The sequence below is a fragment of the Candidatus Poribacteria bacterium genome (genome assembly GCA_021162805.1).
Classification (GTDB): domain Bacteria; phylum Poribacteria; class WGA-4E; order B28-G17; family B28-G17; genus JAGGXZ01.
Genome location: JAGGXZ010000160.1, coordinates 13,612 through 34,621, shown reverse-complemented (window position 1 = coordinate 34,621; position 21,010 = coordinate 13,612). Strand labels below are relative to the sequence as shown.

Annotated in this window: 20 protein-coding genes; 7 read left to right on the top strand and 13 right to left on the bottom strand. The window is 53.8% G+C overall.

Annotated features, from left to right (window positions below; all coding sequences use genetic code 11):
• Window positions 1-51 precede the first annotated feature (51 nt).
• Window positions 52-1,692, top strand: a complete 1,641-nt coding sequence (locus tag J7M22_12345) for a M48 family metalloprotease (GenBank protein MCD6507396.1) — start codon at window positions 52-54, stop codon at window positions 1,690-1,692.
• Here the strand turns inward: J7M22_12345 and J7M22_12340 are convergent.
• Genes J7M22_12340 through J7M22_12310 form a run of 7 tightly spaced genes read right to left on the bottom strand, consistent with a single transcriptional unit; the run spans window position 1,673 to window position 11,507 of the window.
• On the bottom strand, window positions 1,673-3,337 hold the full coding sequence (locus J7M22_12340) for an OmpA family protein (GenBank protein ID MCD6507395.1): 1,665 nt from the start codon (window positions 3,335-3,337) through the stop codon (window positions 1,673-1,675). The two genes, J7M22_12345 and J7M22_12340, sit on opposite strands and share 20 nt — an antisense overlap.
• A complete protein-coding gene (locus J7M22_12335; GenBank protein ID MCD6507394.1) occupies window positions 3,334-3,759 on the bottom strand; it encodes a DUF4398 domain-containing protein in 426 nt (141 codons plus the stop codon). Before J7M22_12335 ends, J7M22_12340 begins: the two co-directional genes overlap by 4 nt.
• Before the next feature lie 53 nt (window positions 3,760-3,812).
• Window positions 3,813-5,063 carry a tetratricopeptide repeat protein gene (locus J7M22_12330; protein MCD6507393.1) on the bottom strand — a complete coding sequence of 417 codons (1,251 nt, stop codon included), beginning with the start codon at window positions 5,061-5,063 and terminating at the stop codon, window positions 3,813-3,815.
• 21 nt (window positions 5,064-5,084) lie between these two features.
• Entirely contained in the window at window positions 5,085-5,939 is an 855-nt protein-coding gene (locus J7M22_12325) for an energy transducer TonB (GenBank protein MCD6507392.1), read from the bottom strand.
• The gene (locus tag J7M22_12320; GenBank protein ID MCD6507391.1) at window positions 5,926-6,615 is read right to left on the bottom strand and encodes a MotA/TolQ/ExbB proton channel family protein; all 690 of its coding nucleotides are present in this window, start codon (window positions 6,613-6,615) and stop codon (window positions 5,926-5,928) included. The genes J7M22_12325 and J7M22_12320 overlap by 14 nt, the downstream gene beginning before the upstream one ends.
• 2 nt (window positions 6,616-6,617) lie before the next feature.
• Entirely contained in the window at window positions 6,618-8,240 is a 1,623-nt protein-coding gene (locus J7M22_12315) for a TonB-dependent receptor (protein MCD6507390.1), read from the bottom strand.
• A gap of 3 nt (window positions 8,241-8,243) precedes the next feature.
• Window positions 8,244-11,507, bottom strand: coding sequence for a tetratricopeptide repeat protein (locus J7M22_12310; protein MCD6507389.1), 3,264 nt, complete (start codon window positions 11,505-11,507; stop codon window positions 8,244-8,246).
• A 151-nt stretch (window positions 11,508-11,658) separates the two neighbouring features.
• Here J7M22_12310 and floA (J7M22_12305) point away from each other — a divergent pair, with 151 nt between their 5' ends.
• The 4 genes from floA (J7M22_12305) to ruvA are packed head-to-tail and all read left to right on the top strand — an operon-like array spanning window position 11,659 to window position 14,410.
• On the top strand, window positions 11,659-12,669 hold the full coding sequence (floA, locus tag J7M22_12305; GenBank protein MCD6507388.1) for a flotillin-like protein FloA: 1,011 nt from the start codon (window positions 11,659-11,661) through the stop codon (window positions 12,667-12,669).
• A gap of 13 nt (window positions 12,670-12,682) precedes the next feature.
• A complete protein-coding gene (floA, locus tag J7M22_12300; protein ID MCD6507387.1) occupies window positions 12,683-13,579 on the top strand; it encodes a flotillin-like protein FloA in 897 nt (298 codons plus the stop codon).
• A 17-nt stretch (window positions 13,580-13,596) separates the two neighbouring features.
• Window positions 13,597-13,809 carry a hypothetical protein gene (locus J7M22_12295; GenBank protein MCD6507386.1) on the top strand — a complete coding sequence of 71 codons (213 nt, stop codon included), beginning with the start codon at window positions 13,597-13,599 and terminating at the stop codon, window positions 13,807-13,809.
• A 13-nt stretch (window positions 13,810-13,822) separates the two neighbouring features.
• Window positions 13,823-14,410: a Holliday junction branch migration protein RuvA gene (ruvA, locus tag J7M22_12290; GenBank protein MCD6507385.1), complete on the top strand. Its 588-nt coding sequence runs from the start codon at window positions 13,823-13,825 to the stop codon at window positions 14,408-14,410.
• Here the strand turns inward: ruvA and J7M22_12285 are convergent.
• Genes J7M22_12285 through J7M22_12260 form a run of 6 tightly spaced genes read right to left on the bottom strand, consistent with a single transcriptional unit; the run spans window position 14,379 to window position 19,917 of the window.
• Entirely contained in the window at window positions 14,379-15,347 is a 969-nt protein-coding gene (locus J7M22_12285; protein ID MCD6507384.1) for an HD domain-containing protein, read from the bottom strand. The genes ruvA and J7M22_12285 overlap by 32 nt on opposite strands.
• Window positions 15,344-16,129, bottom strand: coding sequence for an AAA family ATPase (locus tag J7M22_12280; GenBank protein MCD6507383.1), 786 nt, complete (start codon window positions 16,127-16,129; stop codon window positions 15,344-15,346). Before J7M22_12280 ends, J7M22_12285 begins: the two co-directional genes overlap by 4 nt.
• Before the next feature lie 48 nt (window positions 16,130-16,177).
• Complete coding sequence (locus J7M22_12275; protein MCD6507382.1) at window positions 16,178-17,110, bottom strand: right-handed parallel beta-helix repeat-containing protein; 933 nt, start codon at window positions 17,108-17,110, stop codon at window positions 16,178-16,180.
• Complete coding sequence (locus tag J7M22_12270) at window positions 17,107-17,880, bottom strand: hypothetical protein (GenBank protein ID MCD6507381.1); 774 nt, start codon at window positions 17,878-17,880, stop codon at window positions 17,107-17,109. Before J7M22_12270 ends, J7M22_12275 begins: the two co-directional genes overlap by 4 nt.
• Window positions 17,865-19,481 carry an L-aspartate oxidase gene (nadB, locus tag J7M22_12265; protein ID MCD6507380.1) on the bottom strand — a complete coding sequence of 539 codons (1,617 nt, stop codon included), beginning with the start codon at window positions 19,479-19,481 and terminating at the stop codon, window positions 17,865-17,867. Before nadB ends, J7M22_12270 begins: the two co-directional genes overlap by 16 nt.
• Window positions 19,482-19,485: 4 nt before the next feature.
• Window positions 19,486-19,917 carry a PaaI family thioesterase gene (locus J7M22_12260; protein MCD6507379.1) on the bottom strand — a complete coding sequence of 144 codons (432 nt, stop codon included), beginning with the start codon at window positions 19,915-19,917 and terminating at the stop codon, window positions 19,486-19,488.
• A 193-nt stretch (window positions 19,918-20,110) separates the two neighbouring features.
• Here J7M22_12260 and J7M22_12255 point away from each other — a divergent pair, with 193 nt between their 5' ends.
• Window positions 20,111-20,254 carry a CcmD family protein gene (locus J7M22_12255; protein ID MCD6507378.1) on the top strand — a complete coding sequence of 48 codons (144 nt, stop codon included), beginning with the start codon at window positions 20,111-20,113 and terminating at the stop codon, window positions 20,252-20,254.
• Window positions 20,251-21,009 carry a sugar phosphate isomerase/epimerase gene (locus tag J7M22_12250; GenBank protein ID MCD6507377.1) on the top strand — a complete coding sequence of 253 codons (759 nt, stop codon included), beginning with the start codon at window positions 20,251-20,253 and terminating at the stop codon, window positions 21,007-21,009. The genes J7M22_12255 and J7M22_12250 overlap by 4 nt, the downstream gene beginning before the upstream one ends.
• Window position 21,010: the final 1 nt, after the last annotated feature.

The following is a 21,010-nucleotide window of genomic DNA, read 5'->3' as shown; positions in this document are numbered from 1 at the left end:
ACCTTAACCTCAGCCTTAACCTCTTTTCATCGGATAATCCAGGAGGGGAACTTGGGACAGGTAAGCATAATCCTGATAGCCGGTTTGATCTTTCTCTTCTCCTTCGACGAGGGAACGCTGGCGATGTTGGAGAGTCCGAATCGCTCCTCCCTATGGGTGGGATTGGCCCTAGCGCTTCTTCCGGGCGGGTTGGCGTATCTCTGGGGAAGATGGCTTTCGCGAAGGACGGAAGAGGTGACGGCTAGAAGGTTTTTCCTCATCAGACGGTCGTTCCTGGCCTTCGAGCTGATGTTGCTCGGTGGATTCGGTTTGACGGTATATCTCCTTAAGCTACCGCTCGCTATCGACGATCTGTTAAGGTTTATACCTATCCCGTATACGAGAAAGCTATTCGCCATCCTGCCCCTTCTAGCCGGCATGCTTCTCATCAGAGCGGCGCAGTATGAGGTCGAAAGGAGGGTAAGGACGAGCGAGTGGAGGAGGAGGGAGTATCTGTCTGTGAACGCGAAGTTTCTGATCCTGCCCGTTTTCCCGCTTTTGGCCTACATGATCGTAAACGACCTGATAGACCGCTGTCCTCTTCAAGTTCGGCTTTTTTTCATAGATAACCCTTACCTTTACTGGCTGGTTTTGGTTTTGCTGATAGTCGCCCTCTACATCAAAGCGCCACAGATCCTCCAGGGGATATGGCGGGCCACGCCACTGCGGGATCCACACCTGAGGGAGATGCTCGTCGACCTAGCCCGACAAACAGGGGTGACTTTTAAGGAGATCATGGTGTGGCATACCGGCGGGGCGAGGATAGCTAATGCCGGCGTGGCAGGGCTACTGCCCTGGTCGCGAAAGATCTTCCTGACGGATTGCCTGTTGGAGAACTTCCACCCTGAGGAGATAAGGACGATTGTGGCTCATGAGCTCGGCCATATAAAGCACAGACATATGTGGATATATATGGGCTTTTCGCTCACCTATTTCCTGGCGGCGATCCTCTATTACGCCTATCTGGCCCCGATATGGAAGGACCTGCTGGGCGAAGGGCCCGTGATAGATGCCCTCTCAACCCTCATCTTCTTCTACCTTTACTTCGTCCTCATCTTCAGATATCTATCCCGGCGGCTGGAGCATCAGGCCGATATCTACTCCGTGGAAGTCACCGGAGATCCCATAAGCTTCAAGGTTTCCCTGCTTAAGCTGGCTGAGCTGAATTACATGCCTAAGGTCATGAGGAGGATCTTCGAACTGACGCTCACCCATCCTTCCGTGGAGAAGAGAATAGAGATGGTGGATAGATTTTTAATAGGAGACCCGAAAGCGCTAGAGCTCAGGAAGATGCTGCCGGAGGTGAAGCTTGCCATCTTCATCACATCCATCGCGCTTGGTGTCCTTCTGAATTTCGGGGGACCGGCTTTCGAATCGGAGGCCGATCTGCATTACATGCGCGGGGTTGAGTTCCATAGGGAAAAGATGTGGGATAAGGCGTTGAAGGAGATGGACAAAACCATATCGATCGATCCCACCTATAAGGAGGCCTACCTGCTGAGGGGTATGATATATTATGAGGAGGGATCGCCTGAAAAGGCGCTGGAGGATTTCGAGAGATTACGTGACATGGTCTCGGAGAAAAAGGTCAGACAAAACCTGCAGAGGCTCATAAATGAGGTGAAGGGGGAGATCAAAGCGAAGAGCGGGTGAGGATTATGAGGTCTATCCTTCTGTTTTTCCTCCGTCCGGCCTCGTTTATGTTAGAAGCTATCGGTCTGGATTCTCCGTAGCCGATGGGTATCAGCCTTGGGCCCTCGACCCCCTGTTTAACCAAGAAATCCCTGAACTTCACCGCCCTTGCGATGGAGAGCTTGAGGTTATCCTCGGCTTCTCCTATGCTGTCGGTATGGCCTTCGATCAGAACCGTAAACTGAGGATATCCCTTGAGAACCTCCGCCAGTTTCCTGAGAGATCCCCTGTATTTCGAGTTGATATTGCTTCCACCGGGGGCGAACAGGTCTCCGCTTATCCTGACCAGGATGCCCTTTGAATCCCTTAGAACCTGGAATCTATCGATTTTGGAGAGCTTTGAGATCATCTCCGACTCCTTCTTCTCCAGCTCCGTCCATCTCCTCCTGGCGTTTTCGATGAGAGCGGCAGCCTGAGATCCGAAGACCAGGGCGGATTGATAATCCCGTTCCTCGATCGCCTTTTCAGCCTGAGAGAGGAGATCATCAGCGGCTCGATATAGATCCGGGCTCAGTTTCTTCAAATCCGGATTTTCGTCCATCGACGTTTTGGCTTTGAACACGGCGTCCTTCGCCAAGGCTTCGAGCTCCTCGCCTGAAAGGCTTATCTGTTCCTCCCTCCACCTGATCTGGGCCAATTTTTGTGCGGCGAGCGCCGATTTCTCCGCCTCGAGGGCGATATTTCTCGCCTCATCGTATTTTCTTTCTGAGATCGCCTTTTTCGCCTTATCGAGCTTCAGTCGAGCATCTTTGAGCTTTTGCGGCGCGAATTTCTGGACGTTGAAGGATCGGGCCATTTGAAGCAACAGCTCTGCCCTGCCGATCGAGGCGAAGGCTTCAGAGTATAGCTGCTGTTGTGAGAGTTCGACCTTGCGTTTTTGCGCCTTTGCGAGGGTCATTGCCGAGTTTCTCGCCTCCTTGAACTTCGCCTCCGCCTCAGAGGCGAACTTTACAGCGTCATCGAACCTCTCCGAGGCCAGAGCTTCTTTGGCGGCATCCAATTTGACGGATGCCTGGCCGTAGAGATCCGCGGCATATCTCTCAGCTCCTACATCCTGAGCCACCCCCTGAGCCAGCTCGGCTTTGGCAATGGCAAGCTCCGCCTTACCCTGGGCGATCCTCCTGAGCATCTCCCTCTGAGCGGCCTCTGCTTTAGCTTCCGCCTCGGCGGCCTCCTCCTGGGCGATCCTGGCCCGTTCTTCCGCCTTTCGCATTTTGTATTCGGCTATAGATCGCCTTGCCTGGGCTTCCGCCACCTGTTCAGCCATCTTATCTATGAGCAGCTTCACCCTTTCGGATTTGATCCCGTCCAGCCTCTCTTGAGCTGAGAGATATCTCGATTTCGCCTCCGCGATTTTGGCGTGTAGAGAGGCTTTCCGCGCCAGATCGAGCCTGCGGACGGGATCTGAGGTCTTGAGAGCTTCATCCAGGAACTGTTTCGCTCTGGTGTATTCGGCGTAGGCGTACTCCGATGCGCCGGCATCCTCCGCCTCTTTCAGGGCCGATTGTGCGTCGGAGATCGATCTCTGAATCATCACGGGGTTGATTCTGGCGGCACATCCTGCTATAAGGGCGGGAAGCAAAAGGACCAGGAGGCGGGATCTCATTTTCCACCTCCCCCCCTGGTCAATCTCCTCAGCTCGACCTCGGCCGATTGACGTTTGACCTTAGCGGATTCAACCTCCCTCTGTAGGGTTTGAAGCTCGATCTCCTCCCTTTCGACCTCTTTTTTCAGCTTTCTGTAAGAGGCCAGAATTCTGGCGTATCTCGCCGTCAGAAGCGCCCTCTCCGCCAGGCGTTCAGCTTCCTTCTCATCTCCCCTTCTTGCCGCCCTCTCGGCCTGTGAGAGGAGTATCCTCGCCTCATCAATCTCCCTTGAGGCGAAGGTAGAGGCATCCACCTGCTCAGCAAGGGCTATTTCCATTCGGGCGTCGGACATCACGGCAGGGGATGGACCTCTCATGTAGGAGCAGGAGGTCAGGGATAAAAGCGGAATCATAAGGGTTGGGATGAGATATCTTAAGATCATATCCGAAAGATCTGGGATTGGGGCGACACGTGTGCCGCCCCTTCAATATAAATTTATTTTTTCTCCGGATACGAGGTTGGGTCCTTATCGGAGGTTCCGTATTGCGCCTCCATATAGAAGGGGAATCCGTCTCCGTCCTCATCATATCCCCACTGTGCCACCTTCTCCTCAGCCCTTCTGAGCTTGTTCTCATCGGTGTCATCGAGGGAGATATAGGTTTTATACAGGTCATAGGCCTTAGCGAACTCACGCATCGCCTCGTAGCATATCGCCTCGTTGTATATCGCGTCGTTTCTTCTGAAGGAGTGGGGGTATCTCTTAAAGAGCTCTTCATAGGTCTTGACGGCCATCTCGTAATCGCCCATCTCCTGATACAGCTTCGCCGCGTTAAACAGGGCGTTCGGAGCCCACTGTCCGAACGGGATCTCGTCAGCCAGTTCCTTATAGGCCTTTATGGCGTTGGGATAGTTCTTGAGTTTCTTCCATCCCTCGGCGATTCCGATGTAGTCCTGAGCGGCCTTTTCGGCGTGGATGCTGTATTTATCGGCCTGGCTCACATGTCGTCCCATCTTTTCGAACTTCATCGCCACCTCGTTTCGGATCTTCTTGACGTCCTCTATCAACGCCGCTATCTCGTTCAACGTGTTCTGCGTCTTCTTCAACAATCTGTCGGAAGCCTTGGCGAGATCCGAATCCGGGTAGTTCTTGATGACCTTCATGAAGGCTTTCCATCCTTTTCCGTAGTCATATAGCTTGTAGAAATATATCATCCCGATCTGATACTGCACCTGATCTGCGTTTTTGTATTTCGGGAACTCCTTCAGCAGTTTCTCGTATGTCTCGATGGCTTTTTCATACTGGCCCAGCCTTTCGTAGGCCTGAGCCATATCGTAAAGCGCCTGAGCGGCGGCTCTGTTTCCCCTCTCGCTGCCGGGGTTGTTATCGTATATGTATTTGGCCTTGGCTATATCCTGACGGGCCTTTCTGATGAGGGCCATCCTGCTTCTGGACTGAGCGTCCAGATATCCCCCTTTGACCTCCTTCGTAACCTGCTCATAGTATTTGAGTGCGTTATCCCAATCGTATTCCTTTTCACAGATCTGAGCGAGCCTGAATTTGGCTTTCGTGGCGAACTCGGAGCCGGGATATTTCCGTATTACCTCGGTGTAAAGCTTCTTTGCCTCAGCATAATCCCCGCGATCGAAGGCATTTTCGGCGTTCTGGAATATAGCCCCTTTCATCGAACACCCGTAAAGGATCACCCCGAAAGCGAGGATCAGAATGAGAAGAATTCTTCGGGACATCTCTGGATTCCTCCTTTTGTCTTATTTTCTTAAAAATTTGATGGTTATCTCACCCCATTGGGGTTTTTGCTCAACCCGTCCCTCCAGGGGGGCGAATTTCAACCTGCTCACCCATTCCCTGGCTATCCTTTCAAGCTTCGGGTCACCCGCCGTCTTCTTACGCTGCACCTTATACACGTCACCCTGAGGAGTTACCCAGAAGGTTAGAACCACCTCTCCGACCTCCTTGCTGGGCGCTTCGGGTATAGGCGGCATGTAGACCAGTTCCCTTCCGATCACCTCCCCTCTGATCTCGAACGGCAATCCGGCGGGCTCCCCGACCTTCGGGCTCAGGGAAGAAGGTTGGGAGATACGGGTCGTGAAGCTTCCCCGAGGAGGGCTCATGCTTATCCTGCTCTCTCCGCCCTCGGACCGTCTGGGAATCGGTATCCTCTCCCTATCGGGCGATAGGATCTCTTTAACCTTCAACGTCGTATCTGCTCCTCGCTCGATCCCCTCCATGGCCCGCCGCGATCGTGAGAGATCGAGCGTGAACCGATCGGGATTGAGCTCGGAGGCGGGCGAACGCAACCTCGTTCTGAACCTCTGATCTCCTTCCACCGATCCCAGAACCCTGTTTATCACATCTCTGCCCTTGAATTCCGGTATCTTCTCCGGCGTTTCAGCGGTCACCTTTTGGAGGGATTGGAACTGAGTCATCTCCAACCTCTCCGGCATCTGGGGAAGCTGGATGATATCCACCTCTATCGGCCTCTCGAACTCCTCCCTCTCCGCCGGTTTGGTGTATATGACCATGGCGAAGACAATGGTAAGAAGGATATGCTCGATGAAGGCTATAAACAGACACGTCTTTAGACTCCATTTAAACATCTTCATCCCCCCCTATCTCCTCGAACTCTCCCAAGAATTTGGCTTCAGCCGACACGAGGAACTTAACCAGCGACATCGAATGTCTCTCCATCTCGCGCAGGATAGAATCGGCACGGTTTGAGAAATACTGATGAGCTATGAAGGCCGGAAGGGCCACCACCAACCCCGCGGCCGTGGTCATGAGGGATTGAGATATACCTTTAGCCATATTGACCTCGGCATTGATCGATATGTCCATCATCCCCAGCGCCCCGAAGGAGCGGATCATCCCGATAACCGTGCCCAACAGTCCCGTATATGTGGCGAGCGGCGGAATGACGCCCAGCAGAGAGAGATACCTCTCGATCTTCGGTTTCTCCTGGAGCCCGGCGAAGTGGACGACCTTCTTAAGCCTCTCCTCATCGTAGTGTCGATGTATTATACCGGCTTTGATGATGTTAGTCAAGGGGCCAGGCCTTTTATCGCATAACGCTATCGCTATCTCCGGACTACCCCTTTCAAGCACGTTATATATCCTGGCTATGAACTGGGCCGGGATCAATTTGCTTCGTCTCAAATTGATCGCCCTCTCCAGGATCACGGCATGCGAGATCATCGAGTAAACGCCGATCACCGCCATAAGCCATCCGGCATTTATTATCTGCTCCAGCCCACCCCGGATCATCTCAATTATTCCGTTCATGGCTAAAATCTCACCCTCACCCCGAAATCGACCGTCGTTTGAGGCAATTCATATCCCTCCATGGCCTGCACCCTGCCGGTGTAGAACTTCCCGCGCAGAAAGCCGGAGATACCCATCCCCAGGGGGAAACTCAGAGAGGGATCAAAGACGGCATAGGCATCTAAAGCCCTATCGCCGTCCCTATCCACATATCTTCTACCGATGAAACCACCTCCCAGATTCAACTTCATGCCAGCGGAAGTCTCATAGGAGATCTCCCACTCAAGTCTGTCCTCAGGGCGATAGGGTATATGCTCGGCAGAGCTTACCTTGTGGAACTCGTGAGTATATCTCGCCTGAGCTTCGACCCCCTCCGCTGGTTCAGCCTTCAGGTTCAACCTTAAACCGAATATCCGCGCGTTCAGGTTTATCGGGCTCCAGGCCAGCACATCTCCTTTTATCCTACTGAGCACGTGCATATCATCGCGGAGCAGATAGAATCCCTCGGCGGAAAGCGAGGCGTTTTCAGGTCTGAGCTCGAACCCCCAAGCGATCTCACTCATCCTCTCGGCCCTGAGCTCCGGGTTCAATGCCGTAAAATCCCTGCTGAAGATATCATTTCCGGCCGGCAAAATCACTCTCCCCCATTCCGCCCTCAACCTTAAGAGGGTGATCTCGCCCAGAAGGGTCACGGCGTCCATCGATGGATTTAAGGAGAACCTCGTGCTCCCATCCGGCTCGCCGTACAGATAGGGGTTCAATCCGATGCTGAGGACAAAAGGTCCCACCCTTTCGAAGTTATCGCGGAAATACATGTTGAAAGCACCTATCTGGGATTCCGTTTCTCCCAGGCGCGAGGAGATGTATCTTCCCGAAAATCCGAGTTTGATCGGATTGAGGAACGGATAGGAGGTGTCCACATCCACCTTAAATCCCACGTCGGTGCTTTCATTTTCAATCCCCCATTCTCCGCTCATGGTTGTTCGATCAAGCTCAATTCTGAAGGTTGACGTCGTGGTTCCCGACGTCCTCCGTCTCAAACCGGCGTAGAGGTTCAGGTGTGAAAGGTCCTGCCTCGCCACCCCTTTGTCTCCGACTTTAAGCCATCCTAACTCCTTGACATCATACCTCAGATCGGAGCTGAGCTCTTTTATCCTTCCATGGGCTGACATATCCAGAAGGTTATATCTCCCTCTATCCTTAGTCCTGGTGTTGCCGAGTGAAAACCACCTGATCCTCAGGGCGCCAGCTACGTCCTTCACCTCTTTGAGGGCGATCGCTTCCGAACTAAATCCCCCCGGCGCTCCTGAGAACAGATCGGCTGAGATGAGACGAACGATATGATCGCCTCCTATACGCCTGGTTATTTTCTTGGGCGAGAGGAAACCGGGTAGGTTCCATACCTTCTCTTTGGGATAGACCACCAAGTATTTAGGTATATCGGGCAGTGCGCTATCGGTGAAGGGCGGCCTTTGTGTGAGCGATATCCTGGTCACATCTATTATCCTCGCCTCGATTCTCTCCGGAAGATTCTCCGCCTTCAGTTTCTCACCGGTATTTTGCTCCTGAGAAAACGAAAATGAAGAGGTCAGAGACCATCCTATAATGAGAGCTAACGTGAGGAGAAACCTTCTCACGATCACCATACATCACCTCGGGGATGAGGAGGAGAGGCTCTCCAGTGCCCGTAATCTATCCCGAGCATGCTTGAGCGTCTTACTCCAGGAGCTCCGTTTCTTGGGATGTTTGGAGTATTGCTGCACCGCCCGTCTATACCAGGTTTTGGCATCTTCCCACCTCTGGAGCTTCTCGTAGCAGTTCCCGGCCCGAACGAGGGCGATGAGGGCGTCATCCGGGTCGATCCGATCATAGACCAGGGCCATCTTCAGATATGTCTCGGCCGCCTGAGCGTATCTGCCGAGGTCATAAAGCGATTCGGCTTTATTCAGCAGGGCGGAGATCTTCGTATCATCGCTGTATCGTCCTCTCTTATCGTTCAATATCCTATCGAAGACGGAGATGGCCTCGGCGTTTTTGCCCTGTTTGTGGAGCGCCATACCCATCGCCAGAAGGGCAGCCTCGATATGCGGCGATTTGGGATATCTCTCGACCAAGGTGGAGTATATCTGAACGGCTTTATCCAGCTGTTCCATCTCCTCATAACATCTGCCGATGGCCAACAGGGACCTGGCGGCCTCGTCCGATTTCGGATATCTCGCCACCACCTTCTGGAAAGCGTCTATCGCCCTTTTGAGATCCCTTCTCGGATTGTTGGGATCATAAAGACACCAGCCGATGAAATATCGGGATATCGGTCCGTATTCGCTTTTGGGATTCACCTTGCCGAAGGCCTCTATGGCCTGGTCGTAGGATCGAAGCTTGTAGTAGCTACGTCCGATGTTATACTGCGCTTGATCCGCGGCATCGGAGCGCGGATAGTTCTCAACCACCTTTTGAAACTCGGCTATCGCCTGCTGGTAGTTCCCGGAGTCGTAATATGAAATGGCGACGTTGAGCAGGGCATCGGGCGCCAGTTCCCTCTGAGGATACCTGCGCAGGAGTTCCTGATAGGCCGCTGTGGCCCTCTTCTCGTCATTCAGCTGTTGATATGATGAGGCTATGGCGTAGAGTGCATCATCCGCCCACTCGCTCTTCGGGAACAGTTCCACCAGCTTGTGGTAGTTCTCAATCGCCTTTCTGTATTCCCCCAGGTTATAGTAACACTCGGCGATTTCGTACTGAGCCTCCGGTCTGAGATCCACCATCTTCTCCTCGCCTGCCTCCTGGACCTGCATCTTCTGATTGGGATATTTCGTGACTATGATCTGATACTGCTTTATCGCCTCCCTGTAAAGGCCCTTTTTGAAGAAGCTGTTGGCGACGCCGAAGATCGCCTGTGCCGCCAGAGGTGTCGATGGGAACTTTTTAAGCAGGTTGGTGAAAGCCTCTATTGCGTCATCGTATCTCTCCATCTTGTAGAGCACCCAGCCGATCCTGTAAAGGGCGTTATCCACCCAATCGCCCTTCGGATATTTGAGTGGGATGATCTTGAAGGCATCCAGCGCCTCCCTGTACCTTTTGAGGTTGATCAGACATATCCCGACATAGTATTGCGATTTATCGGCGAGAGGGCTTTGAGGATAGGTCTCCACCACTTTCCTCCACGCCTTGAGGGCGGCCTGAAATTTAGCCCTGCGCTGAGAGGATGAGCTGGAACTCTGCCCCTCGGAGAAATACGTCCATGCGATCCCATACTGACATCTATCGTTCCACTCGCCGTTCGGGAACTCATTGAGTATGCTTTCATATTCCCTACGCGCTTCGGCGTAATCCCCCTGCCAATACAAGCTCTCCGCCAGGAAGAAATGGGCCTTATAGAGGAAACGGCTGTGGGGAAACCGGTTTATAATCTGCCGACAGGCATCGATCGCCCCTCGATACTCCTTCATCTCGAACTTCGCCCTTGCGAGCCAGTAGAGCGCCTCGTCGGCGGGCGCCTTTGCTCCGATTCCGTCCGGGTTCTCCTTCAGAAAGGTTTCCAAGGTCTCGGCGGCGTTACGATAATCCCCGCCGCTGAAATAGGCCAGTCCGAGCTGAAATAGGGCATACGGCCGAAGCGGGGTCTTAGGGTAAACTTTCAGCAGATCCTTGAACGCCGATACGGCGGATTTGTAATCGCGCAGGCTATAATATGAGGAACCTATGCCGAAGAGGGCGTCATCCCCGTATTCCGATCTGCGGCTGACGCGCTTATATTCCAGTATGGCCGAGTTATACTGAGAGTCCATCCTACGACATTCCCCCATGTAGAACCTCGCGGCATCAGCCAGCTCTGAGGTCGGGTCCTCGGCGACCAATTTGAACTGCCTATAAGCCTCCCTATAATCGCCCTGTCTGAAATAGGCGAAGGCGATGCCGTATCTGGCATCATCCACGACCTTACTGGTCGGATAGAGCTCTATAACCTTGTTGTACTCGTGGATCGCCTCGGTGAACTTGCCCTGTGAGAGCAACACCTCGGCTATCCAGAACTGGGCATCGGCGGCGACATCCTCCATCGTAGGGTATCTATGTAGCAATAGATCGAACTGTCTGCGTGCTTCGTCCATTCTCTTCATCTGGAAATAGCACTCGCCTAATCTGAAATTGGCGTTGGCCACCAGCTGTGTCCATTTCGACTTGGAGGAGTATCTGGATATGACCGTCTTATATGCCTCAGCAGCCCTATCCCACTTCTTGAGAGCGAAGAGACATTCGGCCATCCTGTAGGCCGATTCGGCCGCCTCGTCGCTTTCGGGAAACTCCTGGACAACCATCCTGAAGGTATCATAGGCCGTCCTGTAGCTTTTAAGATGATATAGGCTCCAACCTTTCGAATAAAGGGCCGATTTCCTCTCAGCGGCCTTGGGATATTTGGTCAGGAGCCGGTCGTAATATGAGACGGCTCTGGCGTAATTGCCCAAATTGAAGTGAGATTCGCCTATGCAGAAGAGGGATGAGGAGATAACGGCTGGGTCCTTTGCCCTCTTGAGCACCTCTTCAAAACCTTTTATCGCCTCCTCATATCTCCCAAGCTGGAACCAGCTCAATGCCACGCCTCGAACGGCGTCGAGCCTCAGCGGGCTGGAGGGGTAATCCGCCTCAAGTTGTTTGTAATACCTTATGGCGTCGTGGAATCTATGAAGTTTGAAGGCGCAATCGGCAGCCAAAAACAGGGCATCGTCGGCATTAGAGCTTTCGGGGTAATCCTGGACGAATTTCAGCAGGTTCTTCTCGGCCAGATCATAGGCCCCGTTTTTATAGAGCTCATAGGCGAACTTATAGTCCTCCAGTTCGCCCGAAAAGGCCGTGATGGCGACGAAGGGGAGTATCAAGATGCTCGATAAAAAGGGCAAACCTCTCATCCGGCTCATCTTTTACCTCCTGCTAGCCTATTATAGCATTGGATCTATCGGTATTTCAAGCGATTTTATCCTTGAAACGGGGGAAAGGATGGTGTAAAATTAGACTGTTCCCAGGTATAACAAGCCCCCTGGGAAGATAACATAGGTGATGAGGTGTTTCATGCCAGCCAATCTGATTATATTGATCGGGATTATAGCCGGCGTTGTGATTCTCGTTATCCTTGTGATGGCCGCTCAGGTTTTAGGGCTGTGGATAACGGCGAGGTTCGCGGGGGTGAAGGTCAGGCTATTCGGCGATCTGATAGCTATGAGACTTCGCAGGGTGCCGGCATCGGAGATCGTTAACGCCAGGATAACGGCGGCGAAAGCCGGCCTGATGCTCGATCAGGATAAACTCGAGGCGCATTATCTGGCAGGAGGGGACGTCACAAGGGTCGTTAACGCCCTCATATCGGCCGACAAGGCCGGGATACCGCTCACATTCGAGCGCGCCGCCGCCATAGATCTGGCGGGCAGAGATGTGCTGGAGGCGGTGCAGATGAGCGTCAGCCCGAAGGTGATCAAAACCCCACCCATAGCGGCTGTGGCCAAGAACGGAGTCCAGGTAATAGCCACCGCCCGCGTGACGGTCAGGGCGGATATAAACAAGCTGGTTGGAGGTGCAGGCGAGGAGACGGTCATAGCGCGGGTCGGCGAGGGAATAGTCACCACCATCGGTTCGGCCGAGTCACATGAGGAGGTGCTCGAAAATCCGGATAAGATCTCCCAAACCGTCCTGGAGAAAGGTTTGGACGCGGGAACCGCCTTTGAGATCGTCTCCATAGACATAGCCGATGTGGATGTCGGGAAGAACATCGGTGCGAGACTGCGCACGGAGCAGGCGGAGGCGGATATGCGCATAGCACAGGCAAAGGCCGAAAGCCGTCGCGCGATGGCGAGGGCTGAGGAACAGGAGATGAAGGCGCTCACCCAGGAGATGGAGGCCAAGATCATCGAGGCTGAGGCGGAGATACCCCTGGCGATGGCCGAGGCTTTTAGATCGGGCAAACTCTCCGTCATGGACTACTACCGAATGCGAAACATCATGGCCGATACCGAGATGCGGAAGGCTATAGCTGAAAGCAGCGCTCCGGGCGCGGGGGAGAGGAAAACCGAATACTCGGTGGTTTAAAGGAGGGAAAAGGATGGCAGCGATCGCAGTTTTGATACTCATAGGCGTTATCCTCTTTCTGGTAATCTTCCTCTGGGCGGTGCCGGTGCCGCTGTGGATAGCCGCCAAGTTCGCCGGCGTGAAGGTCAAGCCCTTCAGAGATCTGGTGGCGATGCGGATAAGGAGGGTGCCGCCGGGGACGATAGTTAAGGCGATGATAAGCGCCTCTAAGGCCGGCCTCGATCTGACCATCCCCAAGCTGGAGGCCCATTATCTGGCCGGCGGCAGGGTGGGAAACGTCGTCAACGCCCTCATAGCTGCCGATAAGGCCGGGATACCGCTCACATTCGAGCGCGCCGCCGCCATAGATCTGGCGGGCAGGGATGTGTTCGAGGCGGTGCAGATGAGCGTGACGCCCAAGGTCATAACCACCCCGATGATAACCGCCGTCGCAAAGGACGGTATCCAGGTGAAGGCCACCACACGGATCACCGTCAGGGCGAATATAGATAGACTCGTCGGAGGTGCCGGCGAGGAGACCATAATCGCCAGAGTCGGCGAAGGGATAGTCACCGCCATCGGTTCCGCCGAATCCTACAAGGACGTGCTCGAAAATCCGGACATCATATCCAAAACGGTGCTCGAAAAGGGGTTGGACGCAGAGACGGCCTTCGAGATACTCTCCATAGACATAGCTGATGTGGATATCGGCGATAACATCGGCGCCAAGCTCCTGATAGATCGAGCGGAGGCTGATCTGAACGTCGCAAGGGCAAGGGCTGAGGAGAAACTGGCCATGGCTCATGCCAGGGAACAGGAGATGAAGGCACTGGCGCAGAGGATGAGGGCCAAGGTCGCCGAAGCGCAGGCCGAGGTGCCAAGGGCCATCGCCGAGGCGTTCCGCTCCGGCAGGGCCATCTCCACCACGTAGGGAGGTTATACCGAATTATGAAGGAGGAGAAACCAACACAGCAGGAGCCCACTCCCATGCCGCAGGAAACGGATGATGAGTTCAAGCCCGTTCCCGAAGAGGAGAAACCTGAGAGACAGCCCGTATCCGAGCCGACCAGACCGCCGATCCGCATCGCCGGATTTGAGCTCACGCCGGAGACCATACGTCGAGCCATAGTGATAGGCGAGATACTGAAGAGGAAGTTCTAAGCTGTCGACCGCCATGATAGCTTTCATCAAGGGGATTCTCGAACGAAAGGAACCGAACAGAGTCATAATAGACGTCAACGGGATCGGTTATGAGATACTGATCCCGATATCCACCTACGAAGGGCTTCCAAGCGTGGGAGATCCGGTTAAGCTGTATACGCATCAGCTCGTCAGGGAGAACGAGATGTCGTTGTTCGGATTCCTGACGGAGGACGAGCTGGCTGTCTTCAGGCTGGTATTGACCGTTTCGGGAGCGGGCCCGAAAGCCGCTTTAGGGATATTGTCGAAGATAAGCCCGGCTCAGTTTAGATCGGCCATTCTGAAGGAAGATGTAGGGACGCTGAAATCAGCCCCCGGAATCGGCTCCAGAACGGCTCAGAGGCTGATATTGGAACTCAAGGATAAGGTTCAATCCCTTCCTGAGACCGAGGGCGAGATCGAGAGGGAGGCGGACAGAATAGCTCAGGCGATAGCAGCCCTCGTGGAGTTGGGATCAAATCGAAGGGTGGCCGAAAGTGCCGTCTATCAGGCGAGCCAGATTCTGGGCAGAGAGGCCAGAGTTGAGGAGATCATAAGGCTGGCGTTGAGATTTGTCGTCTGATATATAGATCCGGTCTCTCCATGAGATCGATTATCTCCGTCTCTTCCTCAAACGCCACCCGCGGTCGGAACGGTGCTCCCCTGTTGGCGGATATAACCTTACCGATCCTGCCATCGCTCAGCTCGACGAAACTTCCCACCGGATACATGGAAACCAGATCTATAAACCGCTTGACCACTTCCCTATCGAGTCTCCCCTCCTTAACCTCTCCTACGATATGACACATCGCTTCGAAGGGCTCCATATGCTTCTCTCTATAAGGTCTGGGATGGGTAATCGCCTCGAAGAGGTCGGCGACCTGTATGATCTTGCCCAGAGGGGTGATCTCCTCTCCTCCCACGCCCTCCGGATATCCCGATCCGTCGATCCGCTCGTGCTCTTGATAGACGGCTCTTATCATCTCATCCGGTATCGTTCCCTTCAGAGGTTCCAACCTTCTAAGCGTATGACGGGGGTGTTCCTCTATCGATCTTCTGGAGTCCGGATCGGATATCGGTCCGCCGTGGATCAGATCCCATGGCAGATCGAAGATACCGATGTCGTGAATCATACCGATAGCGCAGACCGTCGCGACCTCGCCGCCGCCTAACTCCTTCCAGATCAAGGAGGAAAGTATCGAGAGGTTAAGCATATGTATGTGGACGTATGATTCGACCTCGATGGTGGCGTTGAGGATAAAATCCATGGCCGTTTCAGGCGAGATCAAGACATCTTCGAGAACGGCTTCGGCGGCGGCGGTGATTCTCCTCCAAAGCTCCGGAACGATCTCATCCCTCGAGCAGGCCTCACGAATGAGGTTCAATGCGGAATGGAATCGGGAAGGAGCTTTCGCTTCCTCCGCCTTCTCTGTCGCCGGCTTCTCCTCCACCTCCGTTGCCCCCACGTCCTCCCGTTTCGTTTTTTTCCCCGCCCGCAGCAAGTCGGTCATACGTCTCATATCATCGCCTCCTCAACGATCGTTTCGTCGATGACCTCGGCTTTCTTGATGAAGCCCATCAGCAGCGACATATCGCACAGGTTGTTTATCCTGCGGGGTATCCCCGCGGTGGATCGGAATATCAGGTTCATCGCCTCCTCGGTGAAGATCTCCCTGGAACAACCGGCCACTTTAAGTCTGTGCACGATATAGTCATGTGTTTCCTCCAAACCGAGCGGATCAAGCTGATAGATAACGGAGAGGCGCTGTTTCAACTGGGGCATTCGATCGACTCTCCTGAGGAATTGCGGATGAGCAGCGAAGACCATCGAGACGAGGGTTACATCGTTGAGCTGGAAGTTCATAAGCATCCTGAGGTCTTCAAGTGTATCCTCATCCTTGATAAGATGTGCCTCATCGATCACTATCACAGTCCCGCGTTCGGCCTCATAATTATCCAGGAAGAGTGTGTTCAGCCTTTTAATCAGCTCGTCTTTGTCGGATGAACTGGTTTCCACGCCGAACTCGTAAAGTATCAGCCTTAAAAGCTCCTCCGACTTCATATTAGGATTGACAATTAAAGCGAGATCATAGCTGCCGGGCTCCAGCTCTTGGAGCACAGCCCTTGTCATGAGCGTTTTGCCACAGCCGTATTCCCCCACGATCAGAGAGCCCTTTCTCTCGCTGATGGCGTAGAGCAGCTTGAGGAAAGCCATCTGACGAGAGGGCGTTTTGAAGAAAAAGCGCGGATCAGGCGTGTTTTCAAATGGTTTCTCCCTCAGCCCCCAGTATTCCTCATACATGGATATCCCACCGAATCATCTTAAATTCGCAATTCGCATTTCGAAATATCACATCTCCCCCCTTCTGATCCCGGCATACGGGATCGGCGAGGTGCGCATGCCGGATATCTCCTCCACCTGTTGATACTGCTTGCCGGTAGGGCCCGTCTCAGTTTCGACCTCATCCGGCGGACGTCTGTTGTTTCCCATTATGAAGTTGTCGATCAGCCTGCCGCCGCCGTATACGGCCCAGCCACCGTTGTGAACGATATTGTTGGAGACCAATTTTGGAGAGGAACCGGAGTAACAGACCACACCGTGCATGCGATTGTTGGCTATGACGCTGTTGGAGATAATAGGGGAAGCGCCCGATTCGCATACGATCCCATAGCCGTTCATGGTTATGGAGGACTGGGATATCTCGGGTGAAGCGCCGTTAAGACAGTAGATGCCGGTGCTGCTCTGGCTGACGCTGATGTTGGTCAGCCTCGGTGAAACCCCATCCACCACGATCCCGGCCTCCTCGGCGCCGTTGATCACACAGTCGTTTATCCTCACCGCGTCGGTATTGACGTATATCTGCCTGTGGTTCTGTATGATACAGGATCTGAGCGCCGAGCCCATGCTCTGTTTGGTGAAGAATATCCCATCCCACCCCCCGGAGGACGACAACGAGTTGAAGATAATCGGACGATCGGGATTCCCCTGGGCATAAAATGAGCCCTCAACCACTATCTTCCCAGGACGTCCTCCATCTGATTTAAACCTCACAAGCGTGCCGGGCATGACCGTCACGGAGACCTCCCTCGGTATCACCAGCTCGCCGGATATCCATACCTCACCCGACCATATCTCATCCTTTTGAAGCCTTCCACTTTTGGTTTGAACCTCCTCGCCCTCGGATGGATGTGAGGATTGAGGTTCACCGGATGGGGAATAGGCACATCCGATGAGAATCAGGATCGACATGATCGATATCAACCAGGCGATGGCTTTAATCAACCTCCACCTCCGGCGAATCTCAGGGTCAATTCCACGTTTTGGCGGATCATATCGGGTTTATATTTTGTGAACATCCCGACGACCACGGCGTCTTTGGATTTTATGTTCTCAAACGCATAGCGGAAGGCTTCCACGGGATCGTTTCTGCTGGCCGCCATGATCTTAAAGGCCAGACAGGTCTTATCCACCTCACGTATCACCCTGCAGGCCGCTTCCCTGTCCTCGGGCAGATATACTTCGCCGCGCTCGGTGAGATTATAAAATGATATCATGTAGAAATCAAGCTCGAAACCGTGTTCCTCGGCATATCTGACGACATCCGGGTCATGTGTTCCTAATCCAGCCGTTAACCCCAGGTCATGTATGAACTTGAGATGATCGTTGACCTCATCCAGCTTCCCCGCCTTGAAGAGCCTATCCGTAGCGCCGCCGTGGTGGTAGATCGCTATCGGCTCATATGAGGCTATCTGGCGGATATTGCTCCTGGTGGAAGCCCTTTCAGGGACCGTTTGAGCGATCCATTGAATTGAGCCGCCTTCCAGTCTATATTCGTTGAGCATACGCATTATGTGATTGTCGCCACGGGCCAGCAAGGTGTTTATCCCCAGCCTCTCACATTCCCTGAGCGTCTCTTTGATCTTACCCACGGTATAATAGTTGATCATATCCCGGCTCATTTCACCCGAGACATGAGAATGGCCGCTGAAGGGGTTGCCGCCGATGATGAGCCTGGTGATCTCATGTTCGCCGAGTTTCACTTTGGGCAACATCTCAGTTTAACCTCCCCGTTCTCCCTTTGTATGCATATGTGTTTTCTCCAGTTTACCTCGTCCTTCTCGGGGAAATCGGATCGAAAGTGAGCTCCTCTGCTTTCGGTTCTCTTCAGAGCAGCATGAAGGATGAGCTTCGAGTTTTGCAACATATTACAAAGCTCAAACGCCTCCCTCTTCATATCGCGAGGGGTATAGTTCAGGCCGGCGAGGTATTCCAATGTCTTTCGCATGGTGGAGCCGTCCCTGATGATCCCCGCCGCCCCCCACATCAGGTCTCTTATCTCCTCTACGGCCTTTTCGACCTCGATCTCCCCCTCCGGTTTCGTCTTATGCCAGGAGACCTTAATGCGGTCGAGTTCAATACCGTTTTCGGCGACGAATCTGGTTGCCGTTGAGCCCGCTCGTTTTCCGAAGACCAGTCCCTCAAGGAGCGAGTTGCTCGCCAATCGGTTCGCCCCATGAACACCGGTGCAGGCCACCTCTCCACAGGCGAACAGGCCTTTCAGCGACGTGGTGGATCTAAGATCCGTCTTAACGCCGCCCATCATGAAATGGGCCGCTGCCTGGACGGGTATCAGATCGGTCGTTATGTTCAATCCCATCTCCGAACAGGCCCTGTATATGGTCGGGAACCTCCTTTTGACGAATTCCGGATCGAGGTGGGTCACATCGAGATAGACGCACTCGTTTTTCGTGCGGTGCATCTCAATCCAGACCGCTCTGCTAACGATATCCCTGGGGGCCAGTTCCGCCCTGGGATCGTATCTGGGCATAAACCTTTCGCCCTTTGAGTTTACGAGGATAGCTCCTTCGCCGCGAACGGCCTCAGATATGAGAAATCTCGGCGCCCCGTGGAGACACATCACCGTCGGGTGAAACTGGACAAACTCCATATCGGTCAAAACACAGCCCGCCCTATATGCCATCGCGTATCCGTCGCCGGTGGCGACATCCGGGTTGGACGTGTATTTATATATCTGCCCCAATCCCCCTGAGGCGAGGATAACCGCCTGGGCGAATATACATCCTATCTGTCCGTCGGGAAACAAAGCCACACAGCCGCAGCATCTATCGTCAATCGTTATCAGATCGATGGCGAAGGTATGTTTTATCAACTCGATGTTGGGTGTGTTTGCGGCGCGCTGGACCAGTACGTTCTGCGTCTCCTCGCCGGTTGCATCTCCCCTTGCGTGGATGATCCTCCTTCTTCGGTGGGCGGCCTCAAGGCCAAAAGAAAGCTTGCCGTTTTCGGAGTCGAAGTGAGCCCCCCACCCTATCAACTCCCTGACCCTATCTATTCCCTCACGCACCATTTCCTTGACGGCCGCCTCATTACAGAGACCATCTCCGGCCATCAAGGTGTCCTCGACGTGCGAGTTGATCGTATCCTCCTCGCTCAGGGCGACCGCTATTCCGCCCTGGGCATGGGCTGTGCTGCTGTCTTTGATATCGCCCTTCGTTACGACCGTCACCTTACAGCTTCCCGCCGCCTCTATGGCCGCCCTCAGTCCGGCGTCGCCGCTGCCGATCACCAGGATATCGGTTTGGAGGCGAGGGCCGGATTCGGAGTCGAAGTTGACCATATACCTCGGGTCCATCCTCCTACCTCTCAACGGGGGAGGAGCCGGCGTTTTTAGCCATAGGATTCACGCATTTGCCGATCGCCTCGGCGACGATCGTCCCGTCGCCAAGGCTCATCCGGGCTTTCGCCTCCACAAATCTGCTCCTGATCCTCGTGGCCTCTGCCTCCACGTAGAGCTTTTCACCTACAGGCGCGGGTTTTCTGAACCTCACCTGAAGATAAGCTGTCAGTGAAGCGCCCCAGATGACGGTCCCGATTCGGCTTATCGCCTCATCCAGTATCGTGGCTATTATCCCTCCATGGACTATATTCGACCACCCCTGGAACCATGGGTTGGGAAGGCATTCGGTTTTCACCCTACGCCCTCCCTCCGATATCTCAAACTCCAGCTTTAAACCGATAGGGTTCGACTTGCCACAGGCGAAGCATTTGCTATCGTCCCAAAGCTCCATCCCCGATCTCCTTGCAAGCTTAAATCCAGACGGTATTTTACCACACAGAGCATCGAAATACAACGTTCGTCTCTAGCTCCGCACGCACAGGACATGTTCCTATCACCGAATCATTAGGGCGAAAGAATAACTTCCAATTAAGGGTAAAGGGTGGTATAATACTTAAGGTGCAGCCGCAAGGGAGGAGGCCGAAATGGCATACTTCATCTCTGCATACCTGCTCATATGGGGTTTCCTTATGGGATACCTCTTCTACATCTTCAGAAGGGTCGTCAGACTTGAAAAAAAGGTCAAGGCCCTGAATGAAATCATGAAAGACAAAGGAGAGGTGAGATGAGGAACATCATATCCTGCCGTCCCTCCAGCTATGGCAGATACAGGGATAAGGCGTATGAGCACCTGTCTCAGATCGGCGTGACACACGTCGAGATACCGATGCCAAAGGCCGAAGACGTGGAGAGGGTGCTCGATGAGCTTTCCAGATATGGGCTGTCGGTCGGGAGCATACAGGCTCCCTGTGATATAAAGAACGAGGCCGTGGTGGATCAATTCAAGGTGGCCGTCGAGGTAGCCAGTCGTCTCGGTGCAAGCCGGATATTCACCAGCGTCCATACCGGCGGGCTCGATAAATCCATCGTCTACGAGAGGCTCCGCCGAATCGGCGACGTGGCGGCCCAGAAGGATGTGATCGTCATCATGGAAACCCATCCGGACCTCGTCACCAATGGCGATGTGGCGCTCGAAACGATGAAAGGTGTGAATCACCCCAACGTCAGGATCAACTTCGACACCGCCAACATCTACTATTATAATGAGGGCGTGGATGGGATCGAGGAGATGAAGAAGGTTCTGGACTATATCGAGGGCGTGCATCTGAAGGACACCAACGGACAACCCAAAACCTGGTATTTCCCCACCCTGGGTGAGGGGATAGTGGACTTCAGGAAGGTGAGAGAACTGCTGAACGCCAGGGGGTTCTTCGGGCCTTTCACGATCGAGATCGAGGGGATTAAGGGCGAAAACCTCACCCTGGAACAGATGCTCGAGAGGATGGAGAAATCGGTTCAACATCTCAGGGAGTGCGGTTACTGAA

What these genes read in the sequence shown, in the direction of transcription:
- J7M22_12270 (MCD6507381.1), bottom strand. Translation starts at nt 17,880, where the DNA reads ATGTTGCCCAAAGTGAAACTCGGCGAACATGAGATCACCAGGCTCATC.
- J7M22_12310 (MCD6507389.1), bottom strand. Translation starts at nt 11,507, where the DNA reads ATGAGCCGGATGAGAGGTTTGCCCTTTTTATCGAGCATCTTGATACTC.
- floA (MCD6507387.1), top strand. Translation starts at nt 12,683, where the DNA reads ATGGCAGCGATCGCAGTTTTGATACTCATAGGCGTTATCCTCTTTCTG.
- J7M22_12315 (MCD6507390.1), bottom strand. Translation starts at nt 8,240, where the DNA reads ATGGTGATCGTGAGAAGGTTTCTCCTCACGTTAGCTCTCATTATAGGA.
- ruvA (MCD6507385.1), top strand. Translation starts at nt 13,823, where the DNA reads ATGATAGCTTTCATCAAGGGGATTCTCGAACGAAAGGAACCGAACAGA.
- floA (MCD6507388.1), top strand. Translation starts at nt 11,659, where the DNA reads ATGCCAGCCAATCTGATTATATTGATCGGGATTATAGCCGGCGTTGTG.
- J7M22_12255 (MCD6507378.1), top strand. Translation starts at nt 20,111, where the DNA reads ATGGCATACTTCATCTCTGCATACCTGCTCATATGGGGTTTCCTTATG.
- J7M22_12320 (MCD6507391.1), bottom strand. Translation starts at nt 6,615, where the DNA reads ATGAACGGAATAATTGAGATGATCCGGGGTGGGCTGGAGCAGATAATA.
- nadB (MCD6507380.1), bottom strand. Translation starts at nt 19,481, where the DNA reads ATGGACCCGAGGTATATGGTCAACTTCGACTCCGAATCCGGCCCTCGC.
- J7M22_12335 (MCD6507394.1), bottom strand. Translation starts at nt 3,759, where the DNA reads ATGATCTTAAGATATCTCATCCCAACCCTTATGATTCCGCTTTTATCC.
- J7M22_12325 (MCD6507392.1), bottom strand. Translation starts at nt 5,939, where the DNA reads ATGAAGATGTTTAAATGGAGTCTAAAGACGTGTCTGTTTATAGCCTTC.
- J7M22_12330 (MCD6507393.1), bottom strand. Translation starts at nt 5,063, where the DNA reads ATGTCCCGAAGAATTCTTCTCATTCTGATCCTCGCTTTCGGGGTGATC.
- J7M22_12250 (MCD6507377.1), top strand. Translation starts at nt 20,251, where the DNA reads ATGAGGAACATCATATCCTGCCGTCCCTCCAGCTATGGCAGATACAGG.
- J7M22_12285 (MCD6507384.1), bottom strand. Translation starts at nt 15,347, where the DNA reads ATGAGACGTATGACCGACTTGCTGCGGGCGGGGAAAAAAACGAAACGG.
- J7M22_12280 (MCD6507383.1), bottom strand. Translation starts at nt 16,129, where the DNA reads ATGTATGAGGAATACTGGGGGCTGAGGGAGAAACCATTTGAAAACACG.
- J7M22_12260 (MCD6507379.1), bottom strand. Translation starts at nt 19,917, where the DNA reads ATGGAGCTTTGGGACGATAGCAAATGCTTCGCCTGTGGCAAGTCGAAC.
- J7M22_12340 (MCD6507395.1), bottom strand. Translation starts at nt 3,337, where the DNA reads ATGAGATCCCGCCTCCTGGTCCTTTTGCTTCCCGCCCTTATAGCAGGA.
- J7M22_12295 (MCD6507386.1), top strand. Translation starts at nt 13,597, where the DNA reads ATGAAGGAGGAGAAACCAACACAGCAGGAGCCCACTCCCATGCCGCAG.